Raw genomic sequence first — 24,597 nt, 5'->3', positions numbered from 1 at the left:
CCGCCCGGCCGCCGGCGCCCATCCCGCCACCCCGCGCTCCGCCGCCGACCGCCGCCCGCCCGTCGGCTCCCACCCCGCCGCCCCCCGCTTCGCCGCCAGCCCCCCGCACACGGCGGCGACCGACAGGTAGGGCCGAGCCGCCTCCAGGAAGTAGAGCTGCGACTCGGCCGGATGCCCGAACACCACGGTCGCCCCGATCCCCGCCGCCCCGATCCCGAGCAACAGCAGCACGGCAGGCTCCAGCACCCGCCGTCCCAACCCCGCCACCCCGCCCCACACGCAGGCCAGGCAGAACAGATGCACCGCCGTCAGCACCACCAGCGGCACTGCCGGCACCGAGGCCAGCTCCGGCATCCCCACGCCCGCCACCGCCCCCCACACGGCCCGCATGGTCGCGAACGGCGAGACGGCCATCCCCTGAGCCCCCTGCCCGAACAGCACGAACTGCGCGAACAGCAGACACCCCAGCGTCACGGCCGCCACCCCCAGCCACGCCCCCGGCACCCGCCGCTCCACCACCCCGCGCACGGCGACCACCACCAGCAGCCCGGCCAGCAGCAGCGGCAGATACGTGGCCTTCGCCCCGCTGAGCGCCACCAGCAACACGCCCAGCACCCCCCACCGCGCCCACCCCCGGCCGCCCGGCGCGTCCCACCCGTACGCCTCCCCACCGCCCGGTGCCGCCCACCGGGTCCCGCCCTCGCCGCCCGGTGCCGCCGACCGCGCACGGCCTCCGCCGCCCGGCTCCGCCCAGCGCGTCCCACCCCCGCCGACCAGCAGCAGCACCACGGGCACGAACAGCAGCGCCCCGAACGTCTGCGTCGGGCTCGTCGAGACCGTGAACATCGAGCGCGAGCTGAACACCACCCCCTCCACCAGCGCGGGACTGAACAGGAAGTACGTCACCCCGGCCGCCGCCGCCCCGGCCCCCCAGCTCCCGCCCAGCCGCCGCCCGAGCGCCGCCACCAGCACCACCATGGCCGCCGCCATCGGCAGCGTGGACAGCCGGTAGACCAGGGTCACCGGCTCGATCCCGGTCACCCAGCTCGTGGCGGCCATGTCGGCGTAGACGAACCAGTGGTAGGCCAGCGGCTCGCCCAGCACCGACGGCATGGTCGGCGGGAAGTGATGCTTGACCTCGCCGACCATGGCCAGGTGGTACGGCATGTCCACGTACCCGGCCTCGATCGGCACCCGGTACTGGAACAGCGTGCTCCACACGATCAGGTACGCCACGATCCCGGCCAGCGTCCAGGCACACCACGGCGGCACCCGTTCCCCGCCCCCGCCCGCGCGCCCCCGCCAGTGCCGCCGCAGCCTCGGCACGCCCGCGAACACGCCCACGATCGCGGCAGGCGGCACCAGCACCAGCAACGGCACCCCCACGGCCCGCGCCGGGATGTACGCCAGCACCTCCACCGCATACCCGAGCGCCAGCCCAGCCGCCACCTCCTCGCCCACCGGCCGCCCCCGCCCGGCCAGCGCGCGCCACAGCAGCATCCCCGGCAGCGCCACCCCGCCCCCGAGGTACGCGGCGAAGGCGCACAGATCGCGGGCGGAGACCCCGCACCACAGGAAGGCGGCCACAGCCCCGGCGCACACGAGCGCCGCCGGCACCCAGGTTCCCCGCCCTGGGGACACCCGCGGGCGGACCAGCGTGCTCTCCGGAGCCGCCGCCGTCATCGAATGACGGTCACCAGGCGCGTGAACTCGGCCGGCAGATCCACCCCGTCCCACACCCGGTGGAAGCTCAACGCGCTGCCGACCGGCACCATGCGATCGACGCCCCGCCCCGCCAGCCCCCTGGCCAGCTCCTCCAGCTCGGCCTGGCCGAACCCGAAGTGCGTCATCGTCTGATCCCGCCGCTCCACCAGCGGCACCAGCTCGGCCAGCGCCCCCAGCCTGGCGTGCGCGAACGTCCCGGCGCCCAGCCACCGGCGAGGCGCCGCCGCCGCGGCCGACAGGCGCACGACGGCCAGCGCGTTCCCGCGGAACTCCACGCTCTCCGCCAGCCCGTCGGCGGCCAGCCCGTAGGTGGAGACCCGCTTCTCCACGGCCATCGCCGCGTCCACCCCCCAGCCGCGCACGGTCACCACCCGCGCCACGTGGTCGGTGAAGTCGGCCCGCGCCGCGTCGTAGTCGCCCTCGGACCCCACCCAGAACACGGTCCTGGGGGAGGAGCAGGCAGCCTGGTCGAACCAGTAGGTGTCGTTGACGAACCCCTCGGCGACCGTCACCCGCGCCGCCCGCGGCGCGCACAACCACGCCGCCGCCCGCACCACCGCGAACGACGAACGGTCGGGAAAGGTCAGGTCGCGGGCGTGCGGAGCCAGCGGGTGCCGCCGGATCTCCCGTACGGCGCCGTCGCCGCCCCACACCACCCGCAGGTCGCAGGCCGCCGACAGCGCGGCGGTGACGGTGTCGGAGCGGCCGTAGGAGATGACGCGCTGTGTGGCGGCGATCGCGGGATCGGCGTCGGCCAGCGCCTCGTGCAGCGTCTCCAGGATGGTCTCGGCGACCGTGCCGGAGCGGTGCGACAGGCGTACGACGTTGCGGTTGCCCATCAGGGCCGACAGGGCCCAGGAGTAGACGAAGACGGTGTCGACGTTCGCGGGCGGGACGTGGAAGACCAGGCCGCGCGGGACGCGTACGTGCTTGCCGCCGAGCCCCTCCACCGTGCGGGCCAGCTCACTGGGCCGCAGGAAGAAGCCGAGCGAGCCCAGCTCGGGATGCCGGCGCGCCAGCGCGGGCCGCAGCAGCCGCCGCCCGAAGGCCGCGAGGAACTCCCTGACCCGCTCGTCACCCACCTGGAGCTCACCACGGCCCCCGCCCTGGAGCTCGCCGCCGAGCTGGTCGAGCACCACCTCGACCGGCACGGTCCCCCCGGCCGGGAACCTGACGTCCACGGCGGACGCGCCACGAGCCTCGGCGGCCACGCCACGCGCCTCGGCGGACGCGTCTCGTGCGGCGCCGGAAGGTGCAGGTGAGCCCGTGGATATGTCGCGTGCGACGCCGAACGGTTCTCGCGGGACGCCGGACGGTTCACGTGCGGCCGCGGCCGTGTCGTGTGCGATGGCGGTGCGGTCGTCAGGCATCAGCCCTGCCCCATGGTGTCGCTGCAGCCGCGCGCCTCGGCCCGCGGCAGCCTGCCGAGGACCTCGAACCGCTTGCCCGGCCAGCTCCCGTCGTCCACGCCGCGCACCACGCCCAGATCCTCGGTGAGCAGCACGTGACCCGGATAGGACGTGGGCAGCGTGCTGACCACCTCGATGATCCCCGGCGCCCCGGTGGGCGCCTCCTGCCAGGTCTCGGGGTCGCGGATCACCACGTCGGCGAAGTCGGGACAGTAGAGCCCGTCACCGTCGGGCCCCTCCAGGAACACGGTGCCGATCTGCTCGACCATGCCGTAGAAGTTGTGCACCCTGCTCAGCCCGCACTCGGCCGCCAGCCGCCGCCGGAACTCGGCGTTGTCGACCGCCTGCTCGGCCAGCCGCTTCCATCCGCCGGAGTGGATCAGCACGGCCTGCGACAGGTCCGCGCCCAGGCCGCGCAGGTGCAGCCAGACCATGAACGTGAACCCGAAGACCAGGAACCGCTCGCCCCCGTGGCGGGCCAGGAACCCCTTGACCGCCTCCGCGTCCACCCGCCCCTGCTCGTCGAGCACGAACGTGTGGTCCCTGCCGAAGTTCATCATGCCGAGCACGCCGGCGCCGCGGGCGCTCAGCGTCGGGTCGCGCACGACCGAGCGGGTGTCCACCACGAGCATCGGCAGCCGCCGCTCGCCCAGCACGGCCCGGATCGTGGCGGCCAGCATGCGGGTCTGCGCCGCCGCGGCCTCCCGGTCGAGGTAGATGCGGCTCGGCCGCTGCCCGGTGGTGCCGCTGGACGTCAGCACCCGGAACACCAGCTCCTGCGGCACGCTGCGCAGCTCGTGCGTCTTGAACAGCCGCACGGGCAGCCACGGCAGCTCGGCCAGCCGCTCGTAGGGCGGCGCCGCGCCGATGGCGTCGAGGATCCTGCGGTACGGCGGGCACGCCTCGCGGTGCCGCTCGGTCAGCGCCGCCAGCTCCGGCACCAGCACGGCCTCCCGCTCCGGCGCGCTCAGCGTGAACACGCGCGCTCACCACCGGCGGGAACGCTCATGTGAGCGACTCCAGCGTGCGGTAGTCGATCTTCCCCGTCGCCAGGAGCGGCAGGTGATCGATGTGCCGCATGTCGAACCCGCTCCAGTGCAGCCGCAGCTCGGCCCCCAGCCGCCGGGCCATGCGCACCTGGGCGGTGGGATCGAGCGCTTCCGTCCAGACCGTCACCCGGTCGTCGCCGCTGGTCACCGCCACGGGGCCGAGGCCGCGCAGCATGCGCTCGACGTCGTCCATGTTGACCCGGGTGCCGAAGACCTTCGCGATGCGCTTGAGCCGCCCGGTGACCTGGAGGAACCCTTCGGGGTCGAGCGCCCCGAGGTCGCCCGTGCGCAGCACCCCGCCCAGGTCGTCGCCCCTGGCCAGGTCCTCGGCGTTCTCGGCGTAGCCCATCATGACGTTGGGCCCGCGGTAGACGATCTCGCCGTCGGCGATCTCCAGCGACCCGCCGGGCAGGGCGACCCCGACCGTGCCGAGCTTGTCGGCGAGCCGGTCGGGAGGCAGCACGGTCATGCGGGCCGTGGCCTCCGTCTGCCCGTACATCACGTAGAACCGCTCCACCTGGGCGGCGAACTCCTCGGTCAGGTCCGGCGCGAGCCGCCCGCCCGCCTGCGTGAGCGTGGTGAGCCTGGGGTACTTGGAGCGGTCGAAGCGGATGCGCCGCATCATCGAGTACTGGTACGGGACGGCGGCCAGCGACGTGCAGTCGTAGGCGTGCAGATCCGCCCAGAACGACCGCTCCAGCAGCCCGGCCTCCGTCAGCACCACGGCGCCGCCCGCGATGAGGTGGCTGTTGAGCACCGACAGGCCGTAGCTGTAGTGCAGCGGCAGGCTCGTGGGCGCGATCTCGCCGGGGCCGATCGACAGGGCCGTGGCGATGGCCTGGGCGTTGGACAGCACGGCCTGGCGCGACAGGCGCACGAGCTTGGGGTTGCCCGTCGAGCCCGAGGTGGCCAGGAGCAGGCCGAGGTCGGGATGCGGGTCGGGCACGTCGGTGCGGGGCGGCGGCGGGTCCTCCAGCGGGTTGGTGAACCCGAGCAGCGCGGCCGGCCTGAACCGCTCCGACAGCTCGGCCAGCGTGGCGGCCGGCAGGTCGGGGTCGAGCAGCGCGATCGGCCGCCCGGCGTGCCAGGCGCCGAGGTAGCACAACACGGAGGCCAGGGTGTTGCGCATGGCGCAGAACAGCGGCCCGGGCCGCAGCCCGTCGAGATTCTCCGCCGCGCGCTTGATGTAGTGGGCCAGCTTGTCGCCGCCGATGCCCTCCTCGGCGCCCGAGGGGATGAGCTGGGCCTGCGGGTGCGGGAACATCACAACACCAGCCCGCCGTCGACGCCGAGCACCTGGCCGGTCACGAACCCGGCCTGCGGCGACAGCAGGAACGCCACGGCCGCCGCCACGTCGCCCGGCTCGCCGAGCCGGCCGAGCGGGGTCGCCGCGACCACGCCGGCGCGGGCGTCGTCGCCGAGCGTGGCGAGCAGGTCGGTACGGATGTAGCCGGGCGCCACGGCGTTGACCCTGACCCCGGACGGCCCGAGCTCCTTGGCCGCGGCCATGGTGAGGCCGAGCACCGCCGCCTTCGTCGCCGAGTACACCGCCTGCCCGGGCCCGCCCGCGCGCCCCATGATCGAGGCCATCAGCACCACGGCCGGTGACGTGCCCCGGCGCAGCAGCCGCAGCGCGGCCTGCAGGGTGTGGGTGGCGCCGACGGCGTTGACCTGGAAGAGGCGGTCGATGGCGGCCTGCCCCGTCATGCCGAGCAGGCCCGCCTCGTGCACGCCCGCGTTGACGACGAGCCCGTCGAGCCGGCCGTGCCGCTCGTAGATGCGCCGCATCGTGGCGGACACCTGCGCCAGATCGCCCACGTCGCCGGCGACCGAGTCGACCACGCCGCCGGTCTCGGCTGCGACCTCGGCCGCCGCCTTGGCGGCCCGCTCCTCGTCGCGCCCGTGCACCACGACCGTGTGACCGGAGGCCGCCAGCGTGGCGGCCACGGCCCGGCCGATGCCCCTCGTCGAGCCCGTGACCAGCGCGACCCTGGGCCAGGGGGCAGCGGTGCGGGTGTCGTCAGAGGGCGGCCGCGCCGATGCCATGCTTCTCCAGCAGCTCGGCCGCCTTGGCGAACGAGCTCATGTCGATCATTTCGTCGGTGTCGATCATGACGGAGAACTCGTCCTCCATCGCCGCGATCAGCGCCATGTGCGCGAGGGAGTCCCACTGCGGGATGGCGCGGTATTCGAGACCGTCGACGTCGGCGTCGGGCGGAAGGTTGAGCGCCATGCGGAAGACGGCCCGCAGGCGATCGAGATGACTCATGATCACTCACTCTCTGTCCTCAAGCCATGCCGAAGTGTAGCGGCAATCGTCCGCCAGAAGAAACCAAGCCCCCGTCCTGAGTAATGGAACCGTATAACCAGGCGTGACCCCCGAGGAGGGCTGGGAATGTCGGATGGGACCACGGCAACCGTACGGGGGGAATGATGGACGAATCCAATCACTGGTACGGGCACTCCCGCATACTCGGCGCGTACTGTGGCCTGCCCGACGAGGCACCGAAACGAATCCAGGGTTTCCTTCAGCACGGATGGAACTATCTCCACGGATTTCCCCCGAACGACCACTGGTGCAGCCCCGGATACCCCCGTTTCGTCTGGTCGGACGTGCTGCGCCGCAGGGGCTGGTCGATGGGTCGCAGGGGTCACTACCTGATCGGCGCCCCCTGGATCTATCTCCTTCATCTGGAGCCCGACCTGGGTGTGCTCCCCGATCGCGAGGGTACGATCTGGTATCCCTTTCATGGCTGGGAAAAGCATTCCGTCAGCGGCGACCACGCCCGACTTGCCGACGAAATCCGAGATGTCGAGATTGGTCCGGTCACTGTCTGCCTTTATTGGCTTGAATACGCAAATCCGGACATTCGGCGTTCGTATGAATCGAGGGGATTCCGGGTCATCTGCCATGGCGAGCGTGGATCCCGCTGGGAGGGAAAGGGCCGCGACTTCCTGCGCAAGCAGCTCGTCGAGTTGCGGCGCCACCGCAGGGTGGCCTCCAACCGGCTCGGCAGCGCGCTGTTCTACGGCGCCTCGGTGGGCTGCGAGGTGGCCGTGTACGGCGATCCGATGCAGTTCGACGACGAACGTCCCGAGTACGGCGGCACGGCCCGCCGCAAACGGCTCTGGCCCGAGCTGCACGGCACGCACGTCGATCCCGGGCTGGCGGCGGAGGTGGCGCGGCGCGAGCTGGGTTTCGAGTATCAGGCGACACCGGAGGAGCTACTGCAGATGTTCGGATGGAAGCGGGTGCGCACGGCATGAAGGCCCCCACGAGCGACGAGACGCCCGGGAACGTCCGGCTGATCGGCGGGGAGATGCTGCTGTGGTCGGACATGGCCGCGATGGGCGGCGTCACCGAGTGGCGGGGCGCGGCGCTGGAGCTGATCAGGCGGACGATCCCGGAGAGCGGGCGGGTGCTGCTGGTCGGCCCGCATCCGCGGACGCTGGTGGACGACGTGGTCGCGCGCGCCCCGTCGGCCGCCGTGCTGCTGCGCTCCTACCCTGACGCCTGCGCGCTCGGGGCGCGGCACCCTGGGCTGGAGGTGTACTGCGGCCGGCTGGAGCTGCTGGACGTCGAGGAGCCGTACGACCTGGTGCTGGCGATGGACGGGCTGCTGCGCACCCACTCGGCCGAGGCGCCGGCCGCGGCCTGGAGCGAGTCGCTGGGCGCGCTGGCCGACCTCGTCGCGCCCGGCGGCAGGCTGGTCCTCGGCGTGCGCAACGACCTGGGCGTGGACCGCTTCATCGAGGCCAGGCCGGCAGACCGGGAGTGCGCCGACGACCAGTGGGCGCCGCACGGCTTCGACCCGAGCTACCCCAGCGGCCCCGAGGCGCTCGACCTGGGGCTCGAGTCGGCTGGGCTGAGCCTGCAGCGCTGCTACGCGGCCTATCCGGACCGGCGGGCACCGCGGTCGCTGCTGTCCAGGGAGGCGCTGGCGTTCGAGCTGCCCGAGGCGCTCACGTTCCCGCTGAGCGCCAGGGACGGCGACCGGATGCTGGTGGCCGACCCGCTGCGGCTGACCCGGCTGGTGTTCAGGCACCGCCTGGGGGAGGAGCTGGCCCCGCTGTGGTTGGCCGTGGCCACCAGGACGCCCCGCCCCGCCGACCAGCCGCGGGCGGTGGAGCTGCCGCTGGGCCTCATCGAGGAGGGCCCGGCCCTGTACGAGCTCACCGCCGCCGGCACCAGGCGGCTGCCCGGCGGCCAGGAGCGGCCCATCCCGGCGGGCCGGGTGGTCGAGGAGATCCTCGTCGAGGCGTGCGCCCGCGAGGACGTCAGGACCGTGCGGGAGGTGCTCGCCGGGCTGGCCGAGTGGCTGGAGTCGGGCGGCGACGTGTCGGCGGCGACCGACAGCCTGGTCTTCGACGGCGAGCGGTTCGCCGCGGTCAACCCGCCCGTGGGGCCGGCCGTGCCGCCGGGGCCGCGGGTCGTGCTGTGCCGGATCCTGTGGCGGTTCGCGGTCAGGCTGCTGGCGGCGGGGCACCACCATCCGTGGCCGTGGCCGCTGGAGGCCGACCAGCTCACGCTGACCCTGTGCGGCATGGCCGGGCGGCCGTGCGACGCGGGCGACCTCGACCGGGCCCGCAAGCTGGACGCCGAGCTGGGCCAGCCCGCCGAGCTGGCCGAGCACGCCCCGACGTACCGCGACCTGCTGGCCGCCCGCGACCGCCTGGCCGACCAGCTCACCGCGGCCCTGGCCAGGGTCTCCCGCCTGGAGACCAAGCTCTCCTACCGCGAGCGCGAGCTGGTGCGGGCCAAGGCCAAGCTGCGCAGGACCCAGCGCAAGGCCACCGCCTACCGCAGGACGCTCGGCTACCGCCTCTCCCGCCGCCTGGCCCGCCCCCGCAAGGTCGCCCGCCGCGTCATCCGCCTGCTGTCCGGCTGAGGCAACGAGCTGAGGAAACGATGAGGAGTGCATGTGCCGGTTCTTTCGGTGATCGTCCCGTTCCACAACGTCGAGAAGTACATCGGACCCTGCCTTGACTCCATAGCGGCCCAGACGCTGGAGGAGCTGGAGGTGATCTGCGTGGACGACGGCAGCGCCGACCAGGGCGCGGCCGTCGTCGAGTCCAGACTCGAGGACGACCCGCGGATCACCCTCATCAGGCAGGACAACCACGGGGTGGGTCACGCCCGCAACGTCGGGGTGCGCCACGCGAGCGGCGAGTACCTCGCCTTCGTGGACGGCGACGACACCGTCCCGCGCGACGCGTTCAAACGCCTGGTGGCCTCGCTGGAGGACACCGGCTCCGACCTGGCCTGCGGCAACGTCCTGCGCCTCTACCGCAACCTGCTCGTCCCGTCGTGGGCGCACCGCGAGGCGTTCGCCAGGCCCGCCAGGCGCACCCACATCACCCGCCACCCGCTGCTGATCCGCGACCGCATGTTGTGGAACAAGGTCTACCGCCGCTCCTTCTGGGACGCCCTGGGCCTGAGCTTCCCCGAGCGCATGTACGAGGACCAGCCCGTGGCCATGGCCGCGCACATCGGCGCCCGCTCCGTGGACGTGCTGGCCAGGGTCGTCTACCACTGGCGGCACCGCGACGAGCCGGACGCCTCGATCACCCAGCGCCGCCTGGAGCCGGGAAATCTGCGCGACCGGCTGCTGTCCGTGCTGCAGACCGCCGACCTGCTGGCCGCCGGCGCGCCGAAGCTCAAGCCCGACTTCGACCGCGACACGCTGGACATCGACATGTCCGTCGCCGTGGAGGCGCTGGCCACGATGGGCGGCTCGGCCGACCCCGGCCTGGTGGACCTGGCCGTGCGCTACCTCGACGGCGTGTCGCCCGAGGCCTGGCAGAGCCTGCCGTTCGAGCAGCGGCTCCTGGTCCACCTGCTGCACGAGCGCCGCCTCGGCGAGCTGGCGGGCGTCCACGCGCAGGCGGGTGACGGGCGGCTGCGACCCAAGATCGGCTCTGTCGGGCTGCTGCGCAAGCGCTGGTACGGCCGCCACCCGGCGATGCCGGGGCACCTGTCCGAGGTCTCCGACGAGCTGGCGCTGCAGACCAGGCTGGTGAGCGTCGACTGGAGCGACGGCGTGCTGCACGGCTCGGGACGGGTGGCCGTGGGCCGGTTCGACGTGGGGGAGCTGCGCCGGGTACGGGTGCGTACCTACATGCAGGAGCGGGGGACCGGTGACGTGGTGCCGCTGTCCGACGAGGAGAGCGTGCCCGTCTGGGAGAGCGTGGAGCAGGAGGACGGGGGGCGGCTGCCGGAGCACGCGTTCCCGTTCAGGTTCGCCTTCGACCCCGGCGCCCTGTCGCGGGGGCAGCTCGCCCGGCACGGCCACTGGGACCTGAAGGTGCAGCTCAGGGGGCACGGCCTGCGGCTGGACGGGCGGGTGGCAGGGCCGCGCTGGCTGCCGCCGCTGATGCCGGTGCCGCGGCGCAAGGCCGGGGTGTGGCTGGTGCCGGCGCGCAACGCGAAGGGCGCCTGGGGCGTGCGGCTGCGTACGGCCGACGCGGTCATCGGCGAGTACCGCGTGGACGGCGGCGAGCTGATCTTCTCGGGGGAGATGTCCGACGTCGGCGACGGCGAGCCGGTGCTGCGGCTGCAGCGCAGGAGCGACGGCGAGGAGATGTACTTCCCCGTGGCGCTGGCCGGGCAGGACTTCCACGCGCGGGTGCCGCTGGCCGACATCGACGAGCGCGTGGGGCACGAGTCGTGGTGGGAGGTGGTGATCGACCAGGGCACCGCCATCCGGCCCCTCGTGCGGACGAGGCAGCGGGCGGTCGCGACGGTGGACGAGCGGCGCTTCCTGATCGACCGCGGCGAGGACGGCTGCCTGCTGCTGGCCGAGCGCTAGCTACCGGAGGATGCCGGTCAGCGTCTCCACGACGTGTTCCTGCTGGGCGTCGGTCAGGCCGGGGAACAGCGGCAGCGACAGCTCCTCGGCGTAGTACGCCTCGGCGTTGGGGCACAGGCCGCGCCGGTAGCCGAGGTCCTCGAACACCGGGTGCCAGTACGCCGGCACGTAGTTCACCTGGACGCCGACGCCGGCGGCACGCATGCGCTCGTACACCTCGCGCCGCCGCCCGTCACCGACCCTGACGGGGTAGAGGTGCCAGCTCGGCCGCACGTACGCGCGCTGGGCCGGCAGCGTCAGCCCGGGCACGCCGCGCAACAGCGCGTGGTACCGCTCGACCAGCTCGGCCCGCCGCTCGCGGAAGCGCTCCAGCCTGCGCAGCTGGCTGACGCCGAGCGCGCACAGCACGTCGGGCAGCCGGTAGTTGAGCCCGAACTCGTGCACCTCCTGGTGCCAGCCGCCCTCGCCGGGGTGTCGCTGCTCGGCCGGATCCCTGACCAGGCCGTGGTTCCTGAACCGGGCGGCCCGCCGCAGCAGCGCGGGGTCGGCCGCCGCCACGGCGCCGCCCTCCGCCGTCGTCACGGTCTTGGTGGGGAAGAACGAGAACGTGGTCAGGTCGGCCAGCGAGCCCACCGGCCGGTCCTTGTACGCCGACCCGATCGAGTGCGCGGCGTCGGCCACGAGCACGGCACCGGCCTCGTCGGCGACCTGGCGCAGCTCGTCGTAGTCGGCGGGATGGCCGGCGTAGTCGACCGCCGTGATCGCCCGCGTCCTGGCGGTGACCAGCGCGGCTGCGGCGTCGGGGTCGAGGTTGCCGGTGTCGGGGCGCACGTCGGCGAAGCGCACGCGGGCGCCGAGGAGGGCGGCCGTGGCGGCCGTGGCCACGAACGTCAGCGGCGAGGTGACCACCTCGTCGCCCGCTCCGACCCCGGCCGCCACGTAGGCGACGTGCAGCGCCGCGGTGCCCGACGTGACCGACACGCATGGCACGCCGCCCGTCCAGCGGGCCAGCTCCGCCTCGAACCGGCCGACCGCGGGCCCGGTCGTCAGCCAGTCGCCGCGCAGCACCTCGGCGACCGCCTCGACGTCGGACTCGGCGATCGACTGCCGGCCGTAGGGCAGCATCAGCCGGCCACCATGTCGCGCAGGTCGTCGACCGACAGCCAGTGCTCGTTGGTGTCGGAGCGGTAGGAGAAGCCCTCGGGCAGCAGCTCGCCGGTGTGCGGCGGCTTGTAGCCCCAGGTCGCGATCGTGGGCTGGACGACGTAGCGATCATCCAGCCGCAGCGTCCTGCGGCCGTCGTCGGGGCCGATCATCTCCTCGTGCAGCTTCTCGCCGGGCCGGACGCCGATCTCGTAGATCGGGCTGCTGGGGGCCAGCGCCTCGGCCAGGTCGGTGATGCGCATGCTGGGGATGCGCGGCACGTACAGCTCGCCGCCCTGCATGAGGTCGAAGGAGTCGACCACGAACCTGACCGCCTGCTCCAGCGTGATCCAGAACCTGGTCATGCGCTTGTCGGTGATCGGCAGGCTGCCGCCCTGCTGCGCCAGCCGCTGGAACAGCGGGATCACCGAGCCCCTGCTGCCGACGACGTTGCCGTAGCGGACCACCGAGAAGCGGGTCTCGTGGGCGGCGGCGTAGTGGTTGGCCGAGACGAAGAGCTTGTCGGCGACCAGCTTGGTGGCGCCGTAGAGGTTGATCGGGCTGGACGCCTTGTCGGTGGAGAGCGCGACGACCTTGCGCACGCCGCAGTCGATCGCGGCCTCCACGACGTTCTGCGAGCCGGCCACGTTGGTGCGGACGTACTCGAACGGGTTGTACTCGGCGGTGTCGACCTGCTTGAGCGCGGCGGCGTGCACGACGTGGTCGATGCCGTGCATGGCGCGGGTGAGCCGGTCGCGGTCGCGGATGTCGCCGATGAACCAGCGCAGCCGCTCGTCGTCGCCGAAGAGCTGCCTGGTCTCGTACTGCTTGAGCTCGTCGCGGGAGAAGACCACCAGGCGCCGGACCGCGAGCGAGTCGAGCGCGTGACGGATGAACGCCTTGCCGAAGGACCCCGTTCCTCCGGTGATCAGAATCGACGATCCACTGAGAATGCTCACGTGGCCCCCTGGAATCGCGCTTTACGCGCTGTAGTCGTCGTGGCAGGCGGTAGCATAGCGCGATCGGATAAGCACGCGCTGTCACACGGGGGATTGGGGCTTCGGTGCGTATTGTCGGGATTGTTCAGGCTCGCATGGGCTCAACACGTCTACCCGGAAAGGTGCTGCGAGAGCTGGGTGGCCGCTCCGTACTGGGCTGGGTGGTCCGCGCCGCGCGCGAGGCGGGAGCGCTGGACGACCTCGTCGTGGCCACCACCACCGAGCCGGCCGACGACGCGGTCGTCGCCGAGTGCCACCGGCTGGGCGTCGCCTGCCACCGGGGGCCCGTCGACGACGTGCTGACGCGGTTCGCGCAGGCGCTGGCGGGGCGGCGGTGGGACGCCGTCATGCGGTTCACCGCCGACTGCCCGCTGCTGGACCCGGAGGTGATCAGGGAGGCGGCGCTGGTCTTCCGCGCCGTGCCGGGGCTCGACTACCTGAGCACGAGCCTGGCGCGTACGCTGCCGCGCGGGATCGACGTGGAGCTCGCGAGCCGGGCCGCCTTCGCCCGCGCCGACGCCGAGGCCACCGGCTACCACCGCACCCACGTCACCTCCTACCTCTACGAGCAGCCGGGCGAGGCGCGGCTGCTCGGGCTCGCCTACCGGCCCGCCGCCGACGACCTGCGGGTCACGCTCGACACCGAGGACGACTGGCGGCTGATCTCGGCGGTGGTGGCCGAGCTGGGCGACCGCTGCGTGCCGGTCAGGACACTGGTGAGCTGGCTGCGCGAGCGGCCCGAGGTGTGCGGGCTCAACGCGCACGTGCGGCAGAAGGCCCTGCAGGACGCGTGAGCGGCGTGGCACGCCCGGTCCGGGTGGGCTTCCGCTGCGATGCCGGGGCGAAGAGCGGGGTCGGGCACCTGGTGCGCTGCGTGGCACTGGCCGAGGAGCTGTGCGCGCGGGGCGCCGGGGTGGTCTTCCTCGGTGAGGTGTGCGGCTCGGCGTGGGCGCGGGCGCAGCTGCGCGAGCGCGGGTTCCCGCTGGTGCCCGCGCCGCGCGAGCCCGACAGGCTGGCCGCGCTGGCCTGCGAGCTGCGCCTGGACGCCGTGGTGCTCGACTCCTACGACCTGCCCGCGCGGACCGGGGCGGTGCTGCGGGACGCCCGCTTCGCGGTGCTGGCCCTGGTGGACGGCGACCCGCTGGGCCAGGAGGCCGACCTCTACCTCGACCAGAACCTCGGCGCCGAGCGGCGGCTCTTCCCGCTGCCTGCCAGGCGGCTGGCCGGAGCCCGGTACGCGCTGCTGCGCGACAGCGTGCGCCGGCGCACCCGGGCGGTCCAGGGTGGGAGCGCGGTGCCCAGCGTGCTGTGCTTCTTCGGCGGCACGGACAGCGGCGGCGTCGCCCCGGCGTGGGCGCGGGCGCTCAACGCCACCGGGCGGCCCTTCCGCGGCACGGTCGTCAGCCCGGCGCCGTTCGAGGCGGGCGGGCCGATCACCGTCATCCCGCCGACGGACCGGCTGCCGGAGCTGATGGCGGCGGCCGACCTGGTGGTGACGGCGGCCGGTTCGGCCATCTGGGAGCTGCTCTACCTGGGCGTCCCGACGGCGCTGACGTGGGTGGCGGACAACCAGCTCATCGGGTACGAGGAGCTGGTGGGCAGGGGCGCGGCGGCCGGGCTCGGGTGCGCGGCGGGCCCGGCGGCGACCGGCCTGCTGGCCCGCCTGCTCGCCGACCCCGCCGCCCGCGAGGAGCACGGCCGCCGGGGGAGCGGCCTGGTGGACGGCAGGGGCCGCGAGCGCGTCGCCGACGCCCTCCTGGAGATCTGCTAGATCAGGTCCCAGGTCAGCGGCGTGCCGAACGGCGTGTCGCGGGTGAAGCGCCGGCCCATGACCGCCGCGGCGGCGTCGGGAGGCAGGCCGCCCGCCGGCCGGATCGACCGCACGTTCTCCGGCGTCACGGGCTCGCCCGCGCGCACGTCCCGCACCACGTACAGCGAGCGGCGGAAGCGCAGCCCCTCCCGCTCGGACGGCCGGGGCCCGATCGCCACCTCGCCCAGCGACTCCCAGGCCCGCTCGCTCTCCACCACCAGCGCCGCCAGCTCGGCCGGTTCCAGCGAGAAGGCCGAGTCCACCCCGCCGTCGGCCCGCGACAGGGTGACGTGCTTCTCGATCAGGCAGGCCCCCAGCGCCACCGCCGCCAGCGCGGCGCCGAGCCCGGGCGTGTGGTCGGACAACCCCACGACCTCGCCCGTGACGGCGGCCAGCAGCGGCAGCGCGCGCAGGTTGCTCTCCGACGGGGAGGCGGGGTAGGACGCCGTGCACGACAGCACGGCGAGCTGCGTGCACCCGGCCTCGCGGGCCGCCGACACCGCCGCCTCGATCTCGGAGACGGAGGCCATCCCCGTGGAGATGATCAGCGGCTTGCCGGTGCCGGCGGCCAGCCGGATCAGCGGCAGGTCCACGATCTCCGAAGACGCGATCTTGTACGCCGGCGCGTCCAGCTTCTCCAGCAGCTCGACCGCCGTCGGATCGAACGGCGCCGAGAACGCGACCAGCCCCCGCTCCCGCGCCCGCGCGAAGATCGGCTCGTGCCACGCCCACGGCGTGTGCGCCCGCTCGAAGAGCCGGTAGAGGCTCTCCCCGCCCCACAGCTCGTGCTCGTCGCCCACCCGGAACGGCGGAGCGTCGCAGTCGATGGTCAGCGTGTCGGGCGTGTACGTCTGCAGCTTCAGCGCGTGCGCCCCCGCGTCGGCCACCGCGTCCACGATGGCCAGCGCCCGCTCCAGGCTGCCGTTGTGGTTGCCGGACAGCTCGGCCACGACGAACGGCGGATGCCCCGGCCCGATCGCCCGTCCTCCGATGGAGATCATCGTTCTTCCTTCCTGATCTCGAAGGTCACGGCCTCGCGCGGCACCCCGTCCACGACCTGCCTGCGCCTGCCCACCTCGACGAACCCGAACCGCCTGTGCAACCGCATGACCGGCTCGTTGCCGTCGAGCACCTCGCCGCGCAGCCTGCTCAGCCCGAGCGGGCCGAAGGCGTGCCCGACGGCCGCCTGCTCCAGTCCGATCCAGGCCCGCAGCAGGCTGCCCTGCCGCTCCAGCGTGTCGAGGTCGAGGTAGTAACCCCAGGTGGCGCTCTCCGGTGTCAGGTCTGAGTAGGTCACCACCCCCGTGGCGACCCCGTGGTGGTCGTAGATCAGCACGCGTCTGCCCGGGTCGGTGCGGACGGCCTCCCACCAGCGCAGATGCTCGTCCTCCGTGATCTCGTGCGTGGTGAAGCTGGCGGCGCGCACGCGCGGATGGTTGCGCCAACGGCGCATATCCGCCAGATCATCGTCCTGGACCTCCCTCAACACGTTCCCCCCTTACTCTTTGTGCTTGATCTCTTGCACAACGTAGCGGATTACGCGTCCGGTAAAGAGCTCATCAGGGACAGCCATCGGACACGGAATCCGGTCGACCACCGAGGCATGCTGCCCTCGACCCGGTACCGAGCCAAGGAGCGAATCCGGCATGATCCCCCTGCTCAGCGTCATCGTCCCGATCTACAACGTGGAGCCGTACCTCGCCGAGTGCCTGAAGTCCCTGGCCGCCCAGACCATGGAGGACCTGGAGGTGGTCCTGGTGGACGACGGCTCCGTGGACGGCAGCCGGCGCATCGCCGAGGACTTCGTGGCCAGGGACGAGCGCTTCGTCCTGATCGGCCAGCGCAACCTGGGGCCGGGGCCGGCCCGCAACCAGGGGATCAGGCAGGCGCGGGGCACGTACCTGGCGTTCGCGGACGGTGACGACGTGGTGCCGCCCGAGGCGTACGAGCTGCTCGTCGGCAAGCTCGCCGAGACCGGCTCCGACCTGGCGTGCGGCGCGGTGCGGCGGCTGGTGGACGGCGAGCTGGAGGAGTCGATCCTGCACGAGAAGGTGTTCAGGCGCCCGCAGCTGTGCACGCACATCACCGACAAGCACGTGCTGGTCAGGGACCGCACGGTGTGGAACAAGGTCTACCGGCGCGACTTCTGGGAGCGCGCGGGCCTGGCGTTCCCCTCGGGCATCTACGAGGACGTGCCGGTCGCCATGCAGGCCCACGTGCTCGCGACCAGCGTGGACATGGTGGGCGAGGTCGTCTACCACTGGCGCAAGCGCGAGGAGGGGGAGACCTCGATCACCCAGCGCCGCTCCGAGCTGCCCAACCTGAGCGAGCGGCTGGCGGCCATCCGCTCGGTGCGCGCGTTCCTGGACGACCGGGCGCCCGAGCTGCTCGACGGCTTCGACGCGCTCGTGCTGGAGAAGGACACCGTCTTCCTGTTCCAGGCGCTGGAGCACTGCGAGGGGGATCCGGGGCCGCTGCTGGAGCTGGCGCACTCGTGGCTGGCGACGCTGGGACCGCACGTGCTGGACTCCGCGCCGTCGCTGCGCCGCCTGGAGCTGCACCTGCTCAGGCGCGGCCTGGTCGCGGAGCTGCGTACGGTGCGCGAGTTCCGGCGCGGGCGCGAGGACGTCACGCGCGTGGTGCCGCGCGGGATGCGCACCACCCACTGGTACGGCGACTACCCCTTCTTCCGCGACCGCCGCCTGCGCATCCCCGACGAGGTGTTCGACGCCCGCGAGGAGCTCAAGCTGATCGCCAGGGTCGAGTCGTGCGAGTGGACCGGCGCCGAGTACCGCCTGCGCGCGTACGTGGCCATCCACCGCGTCGATCGCAAGATCACCAAGGTCGGCCTGTGGCTCAGCGACGGGCGGCGCCGCGTCCCGCTGGAGACCCGGCGTCGCGGCCGTTACGGCGTCGTGGCCGCCGTCGATCCGGACCGGCTGGAAGGCGGCGGCCCCTGGCGGCTCCAGGTGCGGGCCGAAATGCGCGGGCTCGTCCTCAAGTGCTGGTGCCGGGACGCCGCGGACGGCGCCGTGTGGCGGTTCTCCGTGCCGGGTTGGTCAAGAAGCGGCATGGACATCCCCCAGTAGTTCCAGACAGTAATCGTTCCGGCGCGTCGCGTGGTCATGCTGGGAGGCATGAGGACCTATTCGCTGGATGACGTCTACGAGACACGCAAGCGGAGAGACTCCTGGTGGACCGTGTATTTCGTGGACCCGGTCGCCTGCCGGGTCGCACTTCCCGTCGCCAACCGCACCCGGATGACACCCAACGGACTCACGGTGCTCTCGCTGGTCCTCGGCATGGTGTCGGCCGCCTGTTTCGCGACGAACCACCTCATAGCGGGCGCAGGCTTCTTCTATCTGAGCTTCATGATCGACTGCGTGGACGGCAAAATCGCCCGGCTCAAGGGCACGGGGACGCCGTTCGGTCTCTGGCTCGACTACGTGGGCGACCGGATCAGGGTGGTCCTGTGCGCGGGGGGCCTGGCCTACGGGCAGTACGCGCTGACCGGCGATGTGCGCTACGTGGTGCTCGGCGCGGCGGTGGCGGTCCTGGACCTGTTCAGGTACGTCAACGCGCCGCAGATGAAGCGCGTGCGCGAGGCCGTCAGGGAGGAGCGCCAGGAGCCCGATCCCCTGTCGGACCCGGATCCCCTCCTCGGCCCGGATCCTCTCCTGGGCCCGGATCCGCTTCTCGACCGGGATCCCCTTCTTCACCCGGACCCTCTCACCGGCCCGGACCCTCTTCCTGGTCAGGAGCCCGGGCGGGCGGCGCTGGGGCGGATCTCCCGGCCGCGCGCCTTCTTCCGGCTCTTCAGGCGGGTCAACAGGTTCCTGGCCCGGCACCGCGTGCGATCGCACCTGGTGAGCGGCATCGAGTTCCACGCGGCGGTGTTCGTCATCGCGCCCATAGCGGGGGCATGGGCGCTGATCCCGCTCGCCGCGCTGTCGGGGCTCCTGCTGCTCACCAACGAGGTCTTCCTTGTCTACCGGATGTGGCTCTTCACGCGCAGGCACGGCGCGGGCTCGCCTCAGGAGAGCCGAGAGCACGTTCTCGTCTAGATTTTCGGGGGTTACTACGTCATGTCCGACCGACCAGTCTTCGTCATCGGATGTCCGCGGTCCGGCACCACGATGCTCCAGCTCATGCTCCACTCGCACCCCCGTCTGGCGGTGCCTCCGGAGACGCGCTTCCTCGTTCCCGCTTATTACCGCCGCCGCACGTGGGGCGACCTGCGGGTCGCCCAGCGGCGCCGCGCCCTGGCGGAGTGGATCGCGACCGACCGCAGCACGAAGTTCCGCGAGCTCAAGATCGACAAGAACGAGTTCGTCCGGCAGGCCGTCGAGGGCCCCGGCTCGCTCGGCTCGGTCATCGGCACGGCCTTCCGCATGTACGCCGACCGCTTCGACAAGGCCCGCTGGGGCGACAAGCGGCCCAGCTACGTCAAGCAGGTGGACCTGCTGCTGCGGCTCTTCCCCGACGCCCAGTTCATCCACCTCATCAGGGACGGCCGCGACTGCGTGGCCTCCCTGAAGGAGATGCCCTGGTACACCCTGGACTCCTTCCACGCCGTCTCCACCTGGGCGGAGGCCATCGACGCGGGCGGCCGGCTGAAGCGCACGCTGGCCGCGGACACCTACTACGAGCTGCGCTACGAGGACCTCACGGACGACCCCATGACCGAGCTGAAGAAGCTCTGCCACTTCCTGGAGGAGGACTTCTCGCCGGCCATGATCTCGCCGCGCGAGGCGGCCAGCGTGGCGGTGCCGCAGCACAAGGTCTGGCACAGCAACACGCACCGCGAGGTCACCCGCAGCCGCGTCGGAAGCTGGGCGAACCGGCTCGACGACTGGGAGATCGCGCTGTGCGAGCACATGCTGGGGGATCGGCTGGAGTCCATGGGCTACGAGCTGAGCGGCGTGCCCAAGCCGTCCAAGGAGCACGTGGTGGCGTGCCAGAAGACCATGCAGAAGCGCAAGGCGTCGCGCATGCGCAAGAGCATGCGCGACCGCTTCAACCGGCTCCGCGAGCCCAGCCCGGTCGCCGCGCTGCTCACCACCCGCCAGCGGTCGCTGGCCGGTGTCCCGCAGCAACGCAAGGAGCTCACCGAACCCGTCTGACAGCCCTGTGAACGCCGGCTGGGAGTCAGCGTTCGATGTGCGCGAACAGCGACTCCCAGCGGTCCAGCACGTGTTCCAGGCGGAAGGCCTCGACGCGGGCGCGGGCGTCGGCGCCCAGCCGGCGCCGCTCCTCCTCGTCGTCCACCAGCCGCCCCAGCTCCACCGCGAACGCGTCCACGTCCCCCGGCGGCACCAGCACGGGCCCGGCCGACCGCACGCCTCCCGACACGTCGAAGGCCACGGCGGGCAGCCCGTGCGCCGCCGACTCCAGCAGCACCACGGGCAACCCCTCGTACTCGCTGGTCAGCCCCAGTACGGAAGCGCGCAGGTACTCGGCGGGCATGGCGGCGGCAGGCACCCGCCCCCTGAACACCACCCGGTCCTCCACCCCCTCCGCGCGGGCGTGCGCGCGTAGCCGGTCGAGCTCCCCGCCGTCCCCGATGAGGTGCAGCTCCCACGGCTCGGGCGCGCCCGACCGGGCGAACGCGGTGATCAGCCGGTCGAAGCGCTTGACGCCCTCCAGCCGCCCCACCCCCAGCACCCGCGGCGACTCCAGCACGGACATCTCCTCGGGCCAGGCCGCCAGCGGGTTCGGCAGCGCGCTGGCGTTGGGCAGCAGCGCGTGCTCCGAGAACAGCCGGGCGTCCTCCTCGCTCAGGAAGACCGCCTGGTCGAGCCCCGGGTAGTGGCGTCTGATCGAGGCCAGGTGCCAGCAGTCGCGGGCGTGGTCGTACGACCCGTGGTACTGCCCGATCGGCCGCAGCGAGCCCGGCAGCAGCCGCGCGGCCCTGGCCACCACGGACGGCGACGTCATGACCGCGTAGCCCGGCCCGATCTCCCCGAGCAGCGCCTTGAGCCGCCGGTCGGCCCGCCTGCGCGCCAGGCCGCCCGCCACCGGCCGGCTGCTGATCACGTGATGGTGGTAGAGCGGCCGGTCCACGTACCGGAACGGCGCGGCGGCCCGCTGCAGCCCGATCACGTGCACCTCGTGACCGCGCCGCGCCAGCCCCTGGGCGAGGGTGTGGGTGACCTGCTGGATGCCGCCGAGCGTGTCGGCGTCCAGGCAGGTGAACACGACGGTCATCGCACGGCCTCCCCGAAGAAGTCGGAGACGATCCTGGCCGCCGCGTCCCCGCGCTCGTCGGCGCACCACAGGTCGCGGAAGGCCGCGTACCGCTCGGCGTACGCCTCGTGCACGGCGGGCAGCGCGCGCAGCACCGCCACCAGGTCCTCGGTCGTCGTCAGGCACGGGCCCGGCGCGATGGCCGGGAGGTCGTGGTAGACGCCGCGTTCCGAGAGCCGGTAGTCGTCCCAGTCGTCGATGAAGAAGACCATCGGCTTGCCCGTCAGCGCGTAGTCGCACATGACGGAGGAGTAGTCGGTCAGCAGCGCGTCCGAGGCCAGCATCAGCTCGTTGATCTCGGGGTAGGACCCGGCGTCGCGGACGAAGTGCCGCAGGTGCTCGGGCGGGCTGTACCGCTCGACCGGATGCGTGCGCAGGACGACCACCCACTCGTCGGCCAGCTCCTCGGCCAGCAGCTCCAGATCCACCCGTACGGACTTGCCGCTGTTCTTCGCCCGGTCCCGGTAGGTGGGCGCGTAGAGCAGGACCTGCCGCCCGGGCGGCACCTCCAGCCGCCGCCGCACGTCGTCCGACTGCCGGGCCTGGACGAGCGCGTCGCACCGCGGCGTCCCGCACCGGTACACCTTGCCCGAGTACCCGTTCGACGGCAGGAACACCCGGGAGAACTCCGCGCTCGGCGACACCAGCGCGTCCCACCGCGCCACGGCGGCCCGCCACCGCGCGCGCGGCCCGTCGAAGTCGCCGCGCAGGTCCGGCGCGTCGAACCCGATCGACTTGATGCCCTGCCCGTGCCAGGTCTGCAGGTAGCGGGTGCCGCGGGGCTTGGGGTAGTCCAGCGGGAAGCCGTGGCTGTCGACCCAGATCCCGGCCCTGGCCATGGTGTAGACGTAGCGCCAGCTGCCCCGGCGCACGAGCCGCGCGTCGGGGGGGAAATTCCCGCGCCCCCTGGCCACCGACCAGACGGCCTCGATCGGCAGCCCGCGCCGCCGGATCTCCTCGTAGATGGCGCGGGGGCTGCCGCTGTACCCCTTGCCGACGTCCGACTCGAACAGCGCCAGGTTCCGGCGCCGCGGCAGCACCCTGATCAGCACCTTGTACGCGCGGAGCTTGTTCGCGGGCGTGCTGACCCGCTTGATCAGCCGCCGCCTGACCCGCCGCCACAACGACCGGGGGGCGGGGTCGGGCCGCACGCACAGGTAGGCGGCGTACCCCTCGACCCTGAGCGTGCACCCGGGCAGCTCGATCGGCTCGGTGCGCGGGTCGGCGATGATCCGGTCGGTCGTGGTGTGCCCGTCGGAGGTCCTGGTGAAGCCGATGCGCGGGTCGCACCTGCCCTTGGGCGTGAACGTGACGTCGCTGACGTACCCGCCCTCGCCCGACGGCGCCGGCGAGATCGGCACGCGTTCCCTGCCGAGCTGCAGGAACGCCGTCCAGTCCACCGGCAGCGCGCCGAACGGGTCGTACGTGCGCACGGTCATCCGCACCCGCTCGCCGTCCGAGGACAGGGCCGCGACCTCGTGCCGCAGCCTGGAGGCGCTGAAGGGCAGCTCGGCCAGCCGCAGGGCGGTGATGTCCAGGCGGGGCGAGACCGACGTGCCCCAGTACGTGCGCCCGTCGAGCTGCACCGCCGCCCGGGGCGCGGCCCGCGGTCCGGTCAGTGAGCTCGCCGCGACCCGCAGGTCCTCGGTCCGGTCGTCCAGGATGAGCTGGCAGCAGACCCGGTCCAGCGGATCGACGCGCTCGAACACCTCGCCGGGGATCTCCTCCAGGTACGGCCGCACGATCGCGGCGAACTCCTTGACCCATACCGCGTCCCGCAGCGGCAGCGGGTTGAGGTAGACCCGCAGGTCCTGGCGGAGGAACCGGTACTGCCTGTGCGGCACCAGGTCCGCGGCCCCGTGGTCGCGCAGGAGGTCGTCGCTCAGGCGGGCCGCGATCACCCGCTGCCGCACGTTCGCCAGGTCGTCGATGCTCAGCGAGATCGAGTCGTTCGTGGCGGCCCGGTGCCAGTGGTAGACCGTCCACGGCACGACCGCGAACCTGCGCGCGACCGCGTACAGCTCGGCGGCGAAGACGTGGTCCTCGTAGTGGATGTCCTCGGGGAAGCGCAGCGTGTGCCTGCGCAGGAAGTCCACGCTGTAGAGCTTGTTGGTGCTGAAGCAGTCGAGGAACAGCTCGGGCTCCTGCCTGATGCCCTCCACCACCCGCCGCCGCTCGAACAGCGACGGGTAGTACGGCCGCAGCCGCCCGCTCGGCTCGAACAGCCGGGAGATCTGCCCCGAGACGAAGTCGGCCCCGGTCCGCTCGATCTCGGTGAGCAGGCTCTTGCACGCGTGCCTGGGCAGCTCGTCGTCGCTGTCCAGGAACATCACGTACGGCGCGGAGGCCGCGTCGATCCCGTCGTTGCGCGGTGCCCCGCAGCCGCCGCTGTTGACCGGCCTGCGCAGGTACCGCACGCGCGGGTCGGCCCGCGCCAGCCGGCGTGCCACCGCCGGCGTGCCGTCGGTGCTGGCGTCGTCGGAGATGATCACCTCCAGGTCGCGCAGCGACTGCCGGAGCACGGAACGCACGGCCCTGGGCAGGCGGTCCGCGTCGTTGTAGGTGATGACGACAACGGTGCAGTCGGGCATCCCGGAAGTCCTCCCCCTAGTTCCCCAGCGGGAGTGACACTTCCCCCAGGGCAGGGGAACCGTCCGGACTTTAGGGAGTATTTGCTGAAAATCAGCGCATAAGCCGACGTATGACCCAAATAAGGACAAGTAGCAGAGCGAGCCCGCCCGCGACGGGCGCCAGCCGCTTCAGCAGCGGCTGCCCCGCGATCTCCAGCAGGTCGAGCGCCTCCTCGTCGGGCGAGCGTGAGGTGCGCAGCGTGCCCGCCGGCCTGGCGTCCTGCTCCGGCACCGCGCTGAGATGCCGCTCCTCCTCCTGCTTGTCCTGCTTGTCCTGGGCGGGGGCCGCCGGCTCGACCATGGGCTCCGAGAGCAGGTCGGCCAGGTTCCCCGCGAACTTCTCGATGAGCCTGCCGCCGACCTCGGCCATCACGCCCCGCCCGAACTGGGCGGGCCTTCCGGTCACGTTGAACGACGTCTCCACCGTCACCAGCGTGGCCTCCTCGCGCGGCTCCATGCGCGCCCTGACCGTGGCGGAGGCCGTGCCGGAGCCCCGGGCCTCCTTGCCCGACGCCTGGATGGTGAGCGAGTAGGAGTCCTTGTCCACGTCCTCGAATCGGGCCGAGCCGCGATAGGTGACCGTGATCGGGCCGACCTTGACCTTCATCCTGCCGGTGAACTCGTCACCCTCGAAGACGTCCAGCGTCGCCCCGGGCAGGCACGGCGCGACCCGCTCGACGTCGAGCAACACGGCCCAGGCCTGCTCGATCGGTACGGGAACAGTGAACTCGTGCTCGAACCGCATCGCCATCGATCCGCTCCTTCTCCGATGCCAGTG

At 72.6% G+C, this 24,597-nt stretch carries 21 protein-coding genes; 8 read left to right on the top strand and 13 right to left on the bottom strand.

Annotation, left to right across the window (positions count from 1 at the left end):
* From ACBJ32_RS23245 to ACBJ32_RS23220, 6 genes are all read right to left on the bottom strand, one after another.
* Positions 1–1,683: hypothetical protein (locus tag ACBJ32_RS23245; RefSeq protein ID WP_375128452.1), on the bottom strand; the 1,683-nt coding region annotated here is incomplete at its 3' end.
* Positions 1,680–2,936 carry an acyl-CoA reductase gene (locus ACBJ32_RS23240; RefSeq protein ID WP_375128451.1) on the bottom strand — a complete coding sequence of 419 codons (1,257 nt, stop codon included), beginning with the start codon at positions 2,934–2,936 and terminating at the stop codon, positions 1,680–1,682. The genes ACBJ32_RS23240 and ACBJ32_RS23245, both read right to left, overlap by 4 nt.
* A gap of 158 nt (positions 2,937–3,094) precedes the next feature.
* Entirely contained in the window at positions 3,095–4,114 is a 1,020-nt protein-coding gene (locus ACBJ32_RS23235; RefSeq protein WP_357886359.1) for an acyl-protein synthetase, read from the bottom strand.
* Between the two features lie 25 nt (positions 4,115–4,139).
* Complete coding sequence (locus tag ACBJ32_RS23230) at positions 4,140–5,447, bottom strand: AMP-binding protein (RefSeq protein WP_357886361.1); 1,308 nt, start codon at positions 5,445–5,447, stop codon at positions 4,140–4,142.
* Entirely contained in the window at positions 5,447–6,229 is a 783-nt protein-coding gene (locus ACBJ32_RS23225; protein WP_357886363.1) for an SDR family oxidoreductase, read from the bottom strand. The genes ACBJ32_RS23230 and ACBJ32_RS23225 overlap by 1 nt, the downstream gene beginning before the upstream one ends.
* On the bottom strand, positions 6,204–6,452 hold the full coding sequence (locus ACBJ32_RS23220) for an acyl carrier protein (RefSeq protein ID WP_357886365.1): 249 nt from the start codon (positions 6,450–6,452) through the stop codon (positions 6,204–6,206). The genes ACBJ32_RS23225 and ACBJ32_RS23220 overlap by 26 nt, the downstream gene beginning before the upstream one ends.
* Before the next feature lie 161 nt (positions 6,453–6,613).
* Here ACBJ32_RS23220 and ACBJ32_RS23215 point away from each other — a divergent pair, with 161 nt between their 5' ends.
* From ACBJ32_RS23215 to ACBJ32_RS23205, 3 genes are read left to right on the top strand one after another with little or no spacing between them, the layout of a single operon-like run.
* Positions 6,614–7,450, top strand: a complete 837-nt coding sequence (locus tag ACBJ32_RS23215) for a hypothetical protein (RefSeq protein WP_375128450.1) — start codon at positions 6,614–6,616, stop codon at positions 7,448–7,450.
* Complete coding sequence (locus ACBJ32_RS23210; protein WP_375128449.1) at positions 7,447–9,072, top strand: hypothetical protein; 1,626 nt, start codon at positions 7,447–7,449, stop codon at positions 9,070–9,072. Before ACBJ32_RS23215 ends, ACBJ32_RS23210 begins: the two co-directional genes overlap by 4 nt.
* A gap of 33 nt (positions 9,073–9,105) precedes the next feature.
* Positions 9,106–10,992, top strand: coding sequence for a glycosyltransferase (locus tag ACBJ32_RS23205; RefSeq protein WP_375128448.1), 1,887 nt, complete (start codon positions 9,106–9,108; stop codon positions 10,990–10,992).
* On the opposite strand, the gene ACBJ32_RS23200 is transcribed toward ACBJ32_RS23205, so the two are convergent.
* Positions 10,993–12,117, bottom strand: a complete 1,125-nt coding sequence (locus tag ACBJ32_RS23200) for a DegT/DnrJ/EryC1/StrS family aminotransferase (protein WP_375128447.1) — start codon at positions 12,115–12,117, stop codon at positions 10,993–10,995.
* Positions 12,117–13,094: a UDP-N-acetylglucosamine 4,6-dehydratase (inverting) gene (gene pseB, locus ACBJ32_RS23195; RefSeq protein WP_375128446.1), complete on the bottom strand. Its 978-nt coding sequence runs from the start codon at positions 13,092–13,094 to the stop codon at positions 12,117–12,119. Before pseB ends, ACBJ32_RS23200 begins: the two co-directional genes overlap by 1 nt.
* A 104-nt stretch (positions 13,095–13,198) precedes the next feature.
* Here pseB and ACBJ32_RS23190 point away from each other — a divergent pair, with 104 nt between their 5' ends.
* Together ACBJ32_RS23190 and ACBJ32_RS23185 are read left to right on the top strand one after the other, a co-directional pair.
* The gene (locus ACBJ32_RS23190) at positions 13,199–13,927 is read left to right on the top strand and encodes a cytidylyltransferase domain-containing protein (RefSeq protein ID WP_357886377.1); all 729 of its coding nucleotides are present in this window, start codon (positions 13,199–13,201) and stop codon (positions 13,925–13,927) included.
* Positions 13,928–13,932: 5 nt separating this feature from the next.
* Complete coding sequence (locus ACBJ32_RS23185) at positions 13,933–14,904, top strand: PseG/SpsG family protein (RefSeq protein WP_375128445.1); 972 nt, start codon at positions 13,933–13,935, stop codon at positions 14,902–14,904.
* Here ACBJ32_RS23185 and pseI read toward each other — a convergent pair.
* Both pseI and ACBJ32_RS23175 read right to left on the bottom strand, forming a co-directional pair.
* The gene (gene pseI, locus ACBJ32_RS23180) at positions 14,901–15,944 is read right to left on the bottom strand and encodes a pseudaminic acid synthase (RefSeq protein ID WP_357886381.1); all 1,044 of its coding nucleotides are present in this window, start codon (positions 15,942–15,944) and stop codon (positions 14,901–14,903) included. The two genes, ACBJ32_RS23185 and pseI, sit on opposite strands and share 4 nt — an antisense overlap.
* Positions 15,941–16,432: a GNAT family N-acetyltransferase gene (locus ACBJ32_RS23175; protein WP_375128444.1), complete on the bottom strand. Its 492-nt coding sequence runs from the start codon at positions 16,430–16,432 to the stop codon at positions 15,941–15,943. Before ACBJ32_RS23175 ends, pseI begins: the two co-directional genes overlap by 4 nt.
* A 157-nt stretch (positions 16,433–16,589) precedes the next feature.
* Between ACBJ32_RS23175 and ACBJ32_RS23170 the strand changes: the two genes are divergently transcribed.
* From ACBJ32_RS23170 to ACBJ32_RS23160, 3 genes are read left to right on the top strand one after another with little or no spacing between them, the layout of a single operon-like run.
* Positions 16,590–18,032 (top strand): glycosyltransferase family 2 protein, encoded by a 1,443-nt coding sequence (locus ACBJ32_RS23170; protein WP_375128443.1) that lies wholly within the window; start codon positions 16,590–16,592, stop codon positions 18,030–18,032.
* Positions 18,033–18,080: 48 nt separating this feature from the next.
* Positions 18,081–19,007, top strand: a complete 927-nt coding sequence (locus tag ACBJ32_RS23165) for a CDP-alcohol phosphatidyltransferase family protein (RefSeq protein ID WP_375128442.1) — start codon at positions 18,081–18,083, stop codon at positions 19,005–19,007.
* Positions 19,008–19,028: 21 nt separating this feature from the next.
* Positions 19,029–20,066: a sulfotransferase gene (locus ACBJ32_RS23160; RefSeq protein ID WP_357886389.1), complete on the top strand. Its 1,038-nt coding sequence runs from the start codon at positions 19,029–19,031 to the stop codon at positions 20,064–20,066.
* A 25-nt stretch (positions 20,067–20,091) separates the two neighbouring features.
* Here the strand turns inward: ACBJ32_RS23160 and ACBJ32_RS23155 are convergent, their stop codons facing one another.
* From ACBJ32_RS23155 to ACBJ32_RS23145, 3 genes are all read right to left on the bottom strand, one after another.
* Positions 20,092–21,150: a glycosyltransferase gene (locus ACBJ32_RS23155; protein WP_375128441.1), complete on the bottom strand. Its 1,059-nt coding sequence runs from the start codon at positions 21,148–21,150 to the stop codon at positions 20,092–20,094.
* Positions 21,147–23,780, bottom strand: a complete 2,634-nt coding sequence (locus ACBJ32_RS23150) for a CDP-glycerol glycerophosphotransferase family protein (RefSeq protein ID WP_375128440.1) — start codon at positions 23,778–23,780, stop codon at positions 21,147–21,149. Before ACBJ32_RS23150 ends, ACBJ32_RS23155 begins: the two co-directional genes overlap by 4 nt.
* A gap of 91 nt (positions 23,781–23,871) precedes the next feature.
* Positions 23,872–24,570, bottom strand: a complete 699-nt coding sequence (locus tag ACBJ32_RS23145) for an SRPBCC family protein (RefSeq protein WP_357886393.1) — start codon at positions 24,568–24,570, stop codon at positions 23,872–23,874.
* Between the last annotated feature and the right edge of the window lie 27 nt (positions 24,571–24,597).

Origin of the sequence: Nonomuraea sp. GTA35, from assembly GCF_041950525.1 — a bacterium.
In the GTDB taxonomy this organism is placed as follows: Bacteria; Actinomycetota; Actinomycetes; order Streptosporangiales; family Streptosporangiaceae; genus Nonomuraea.
This window is presented reverse-complemented; position numbering and strand designations above follow the sequence as displayed.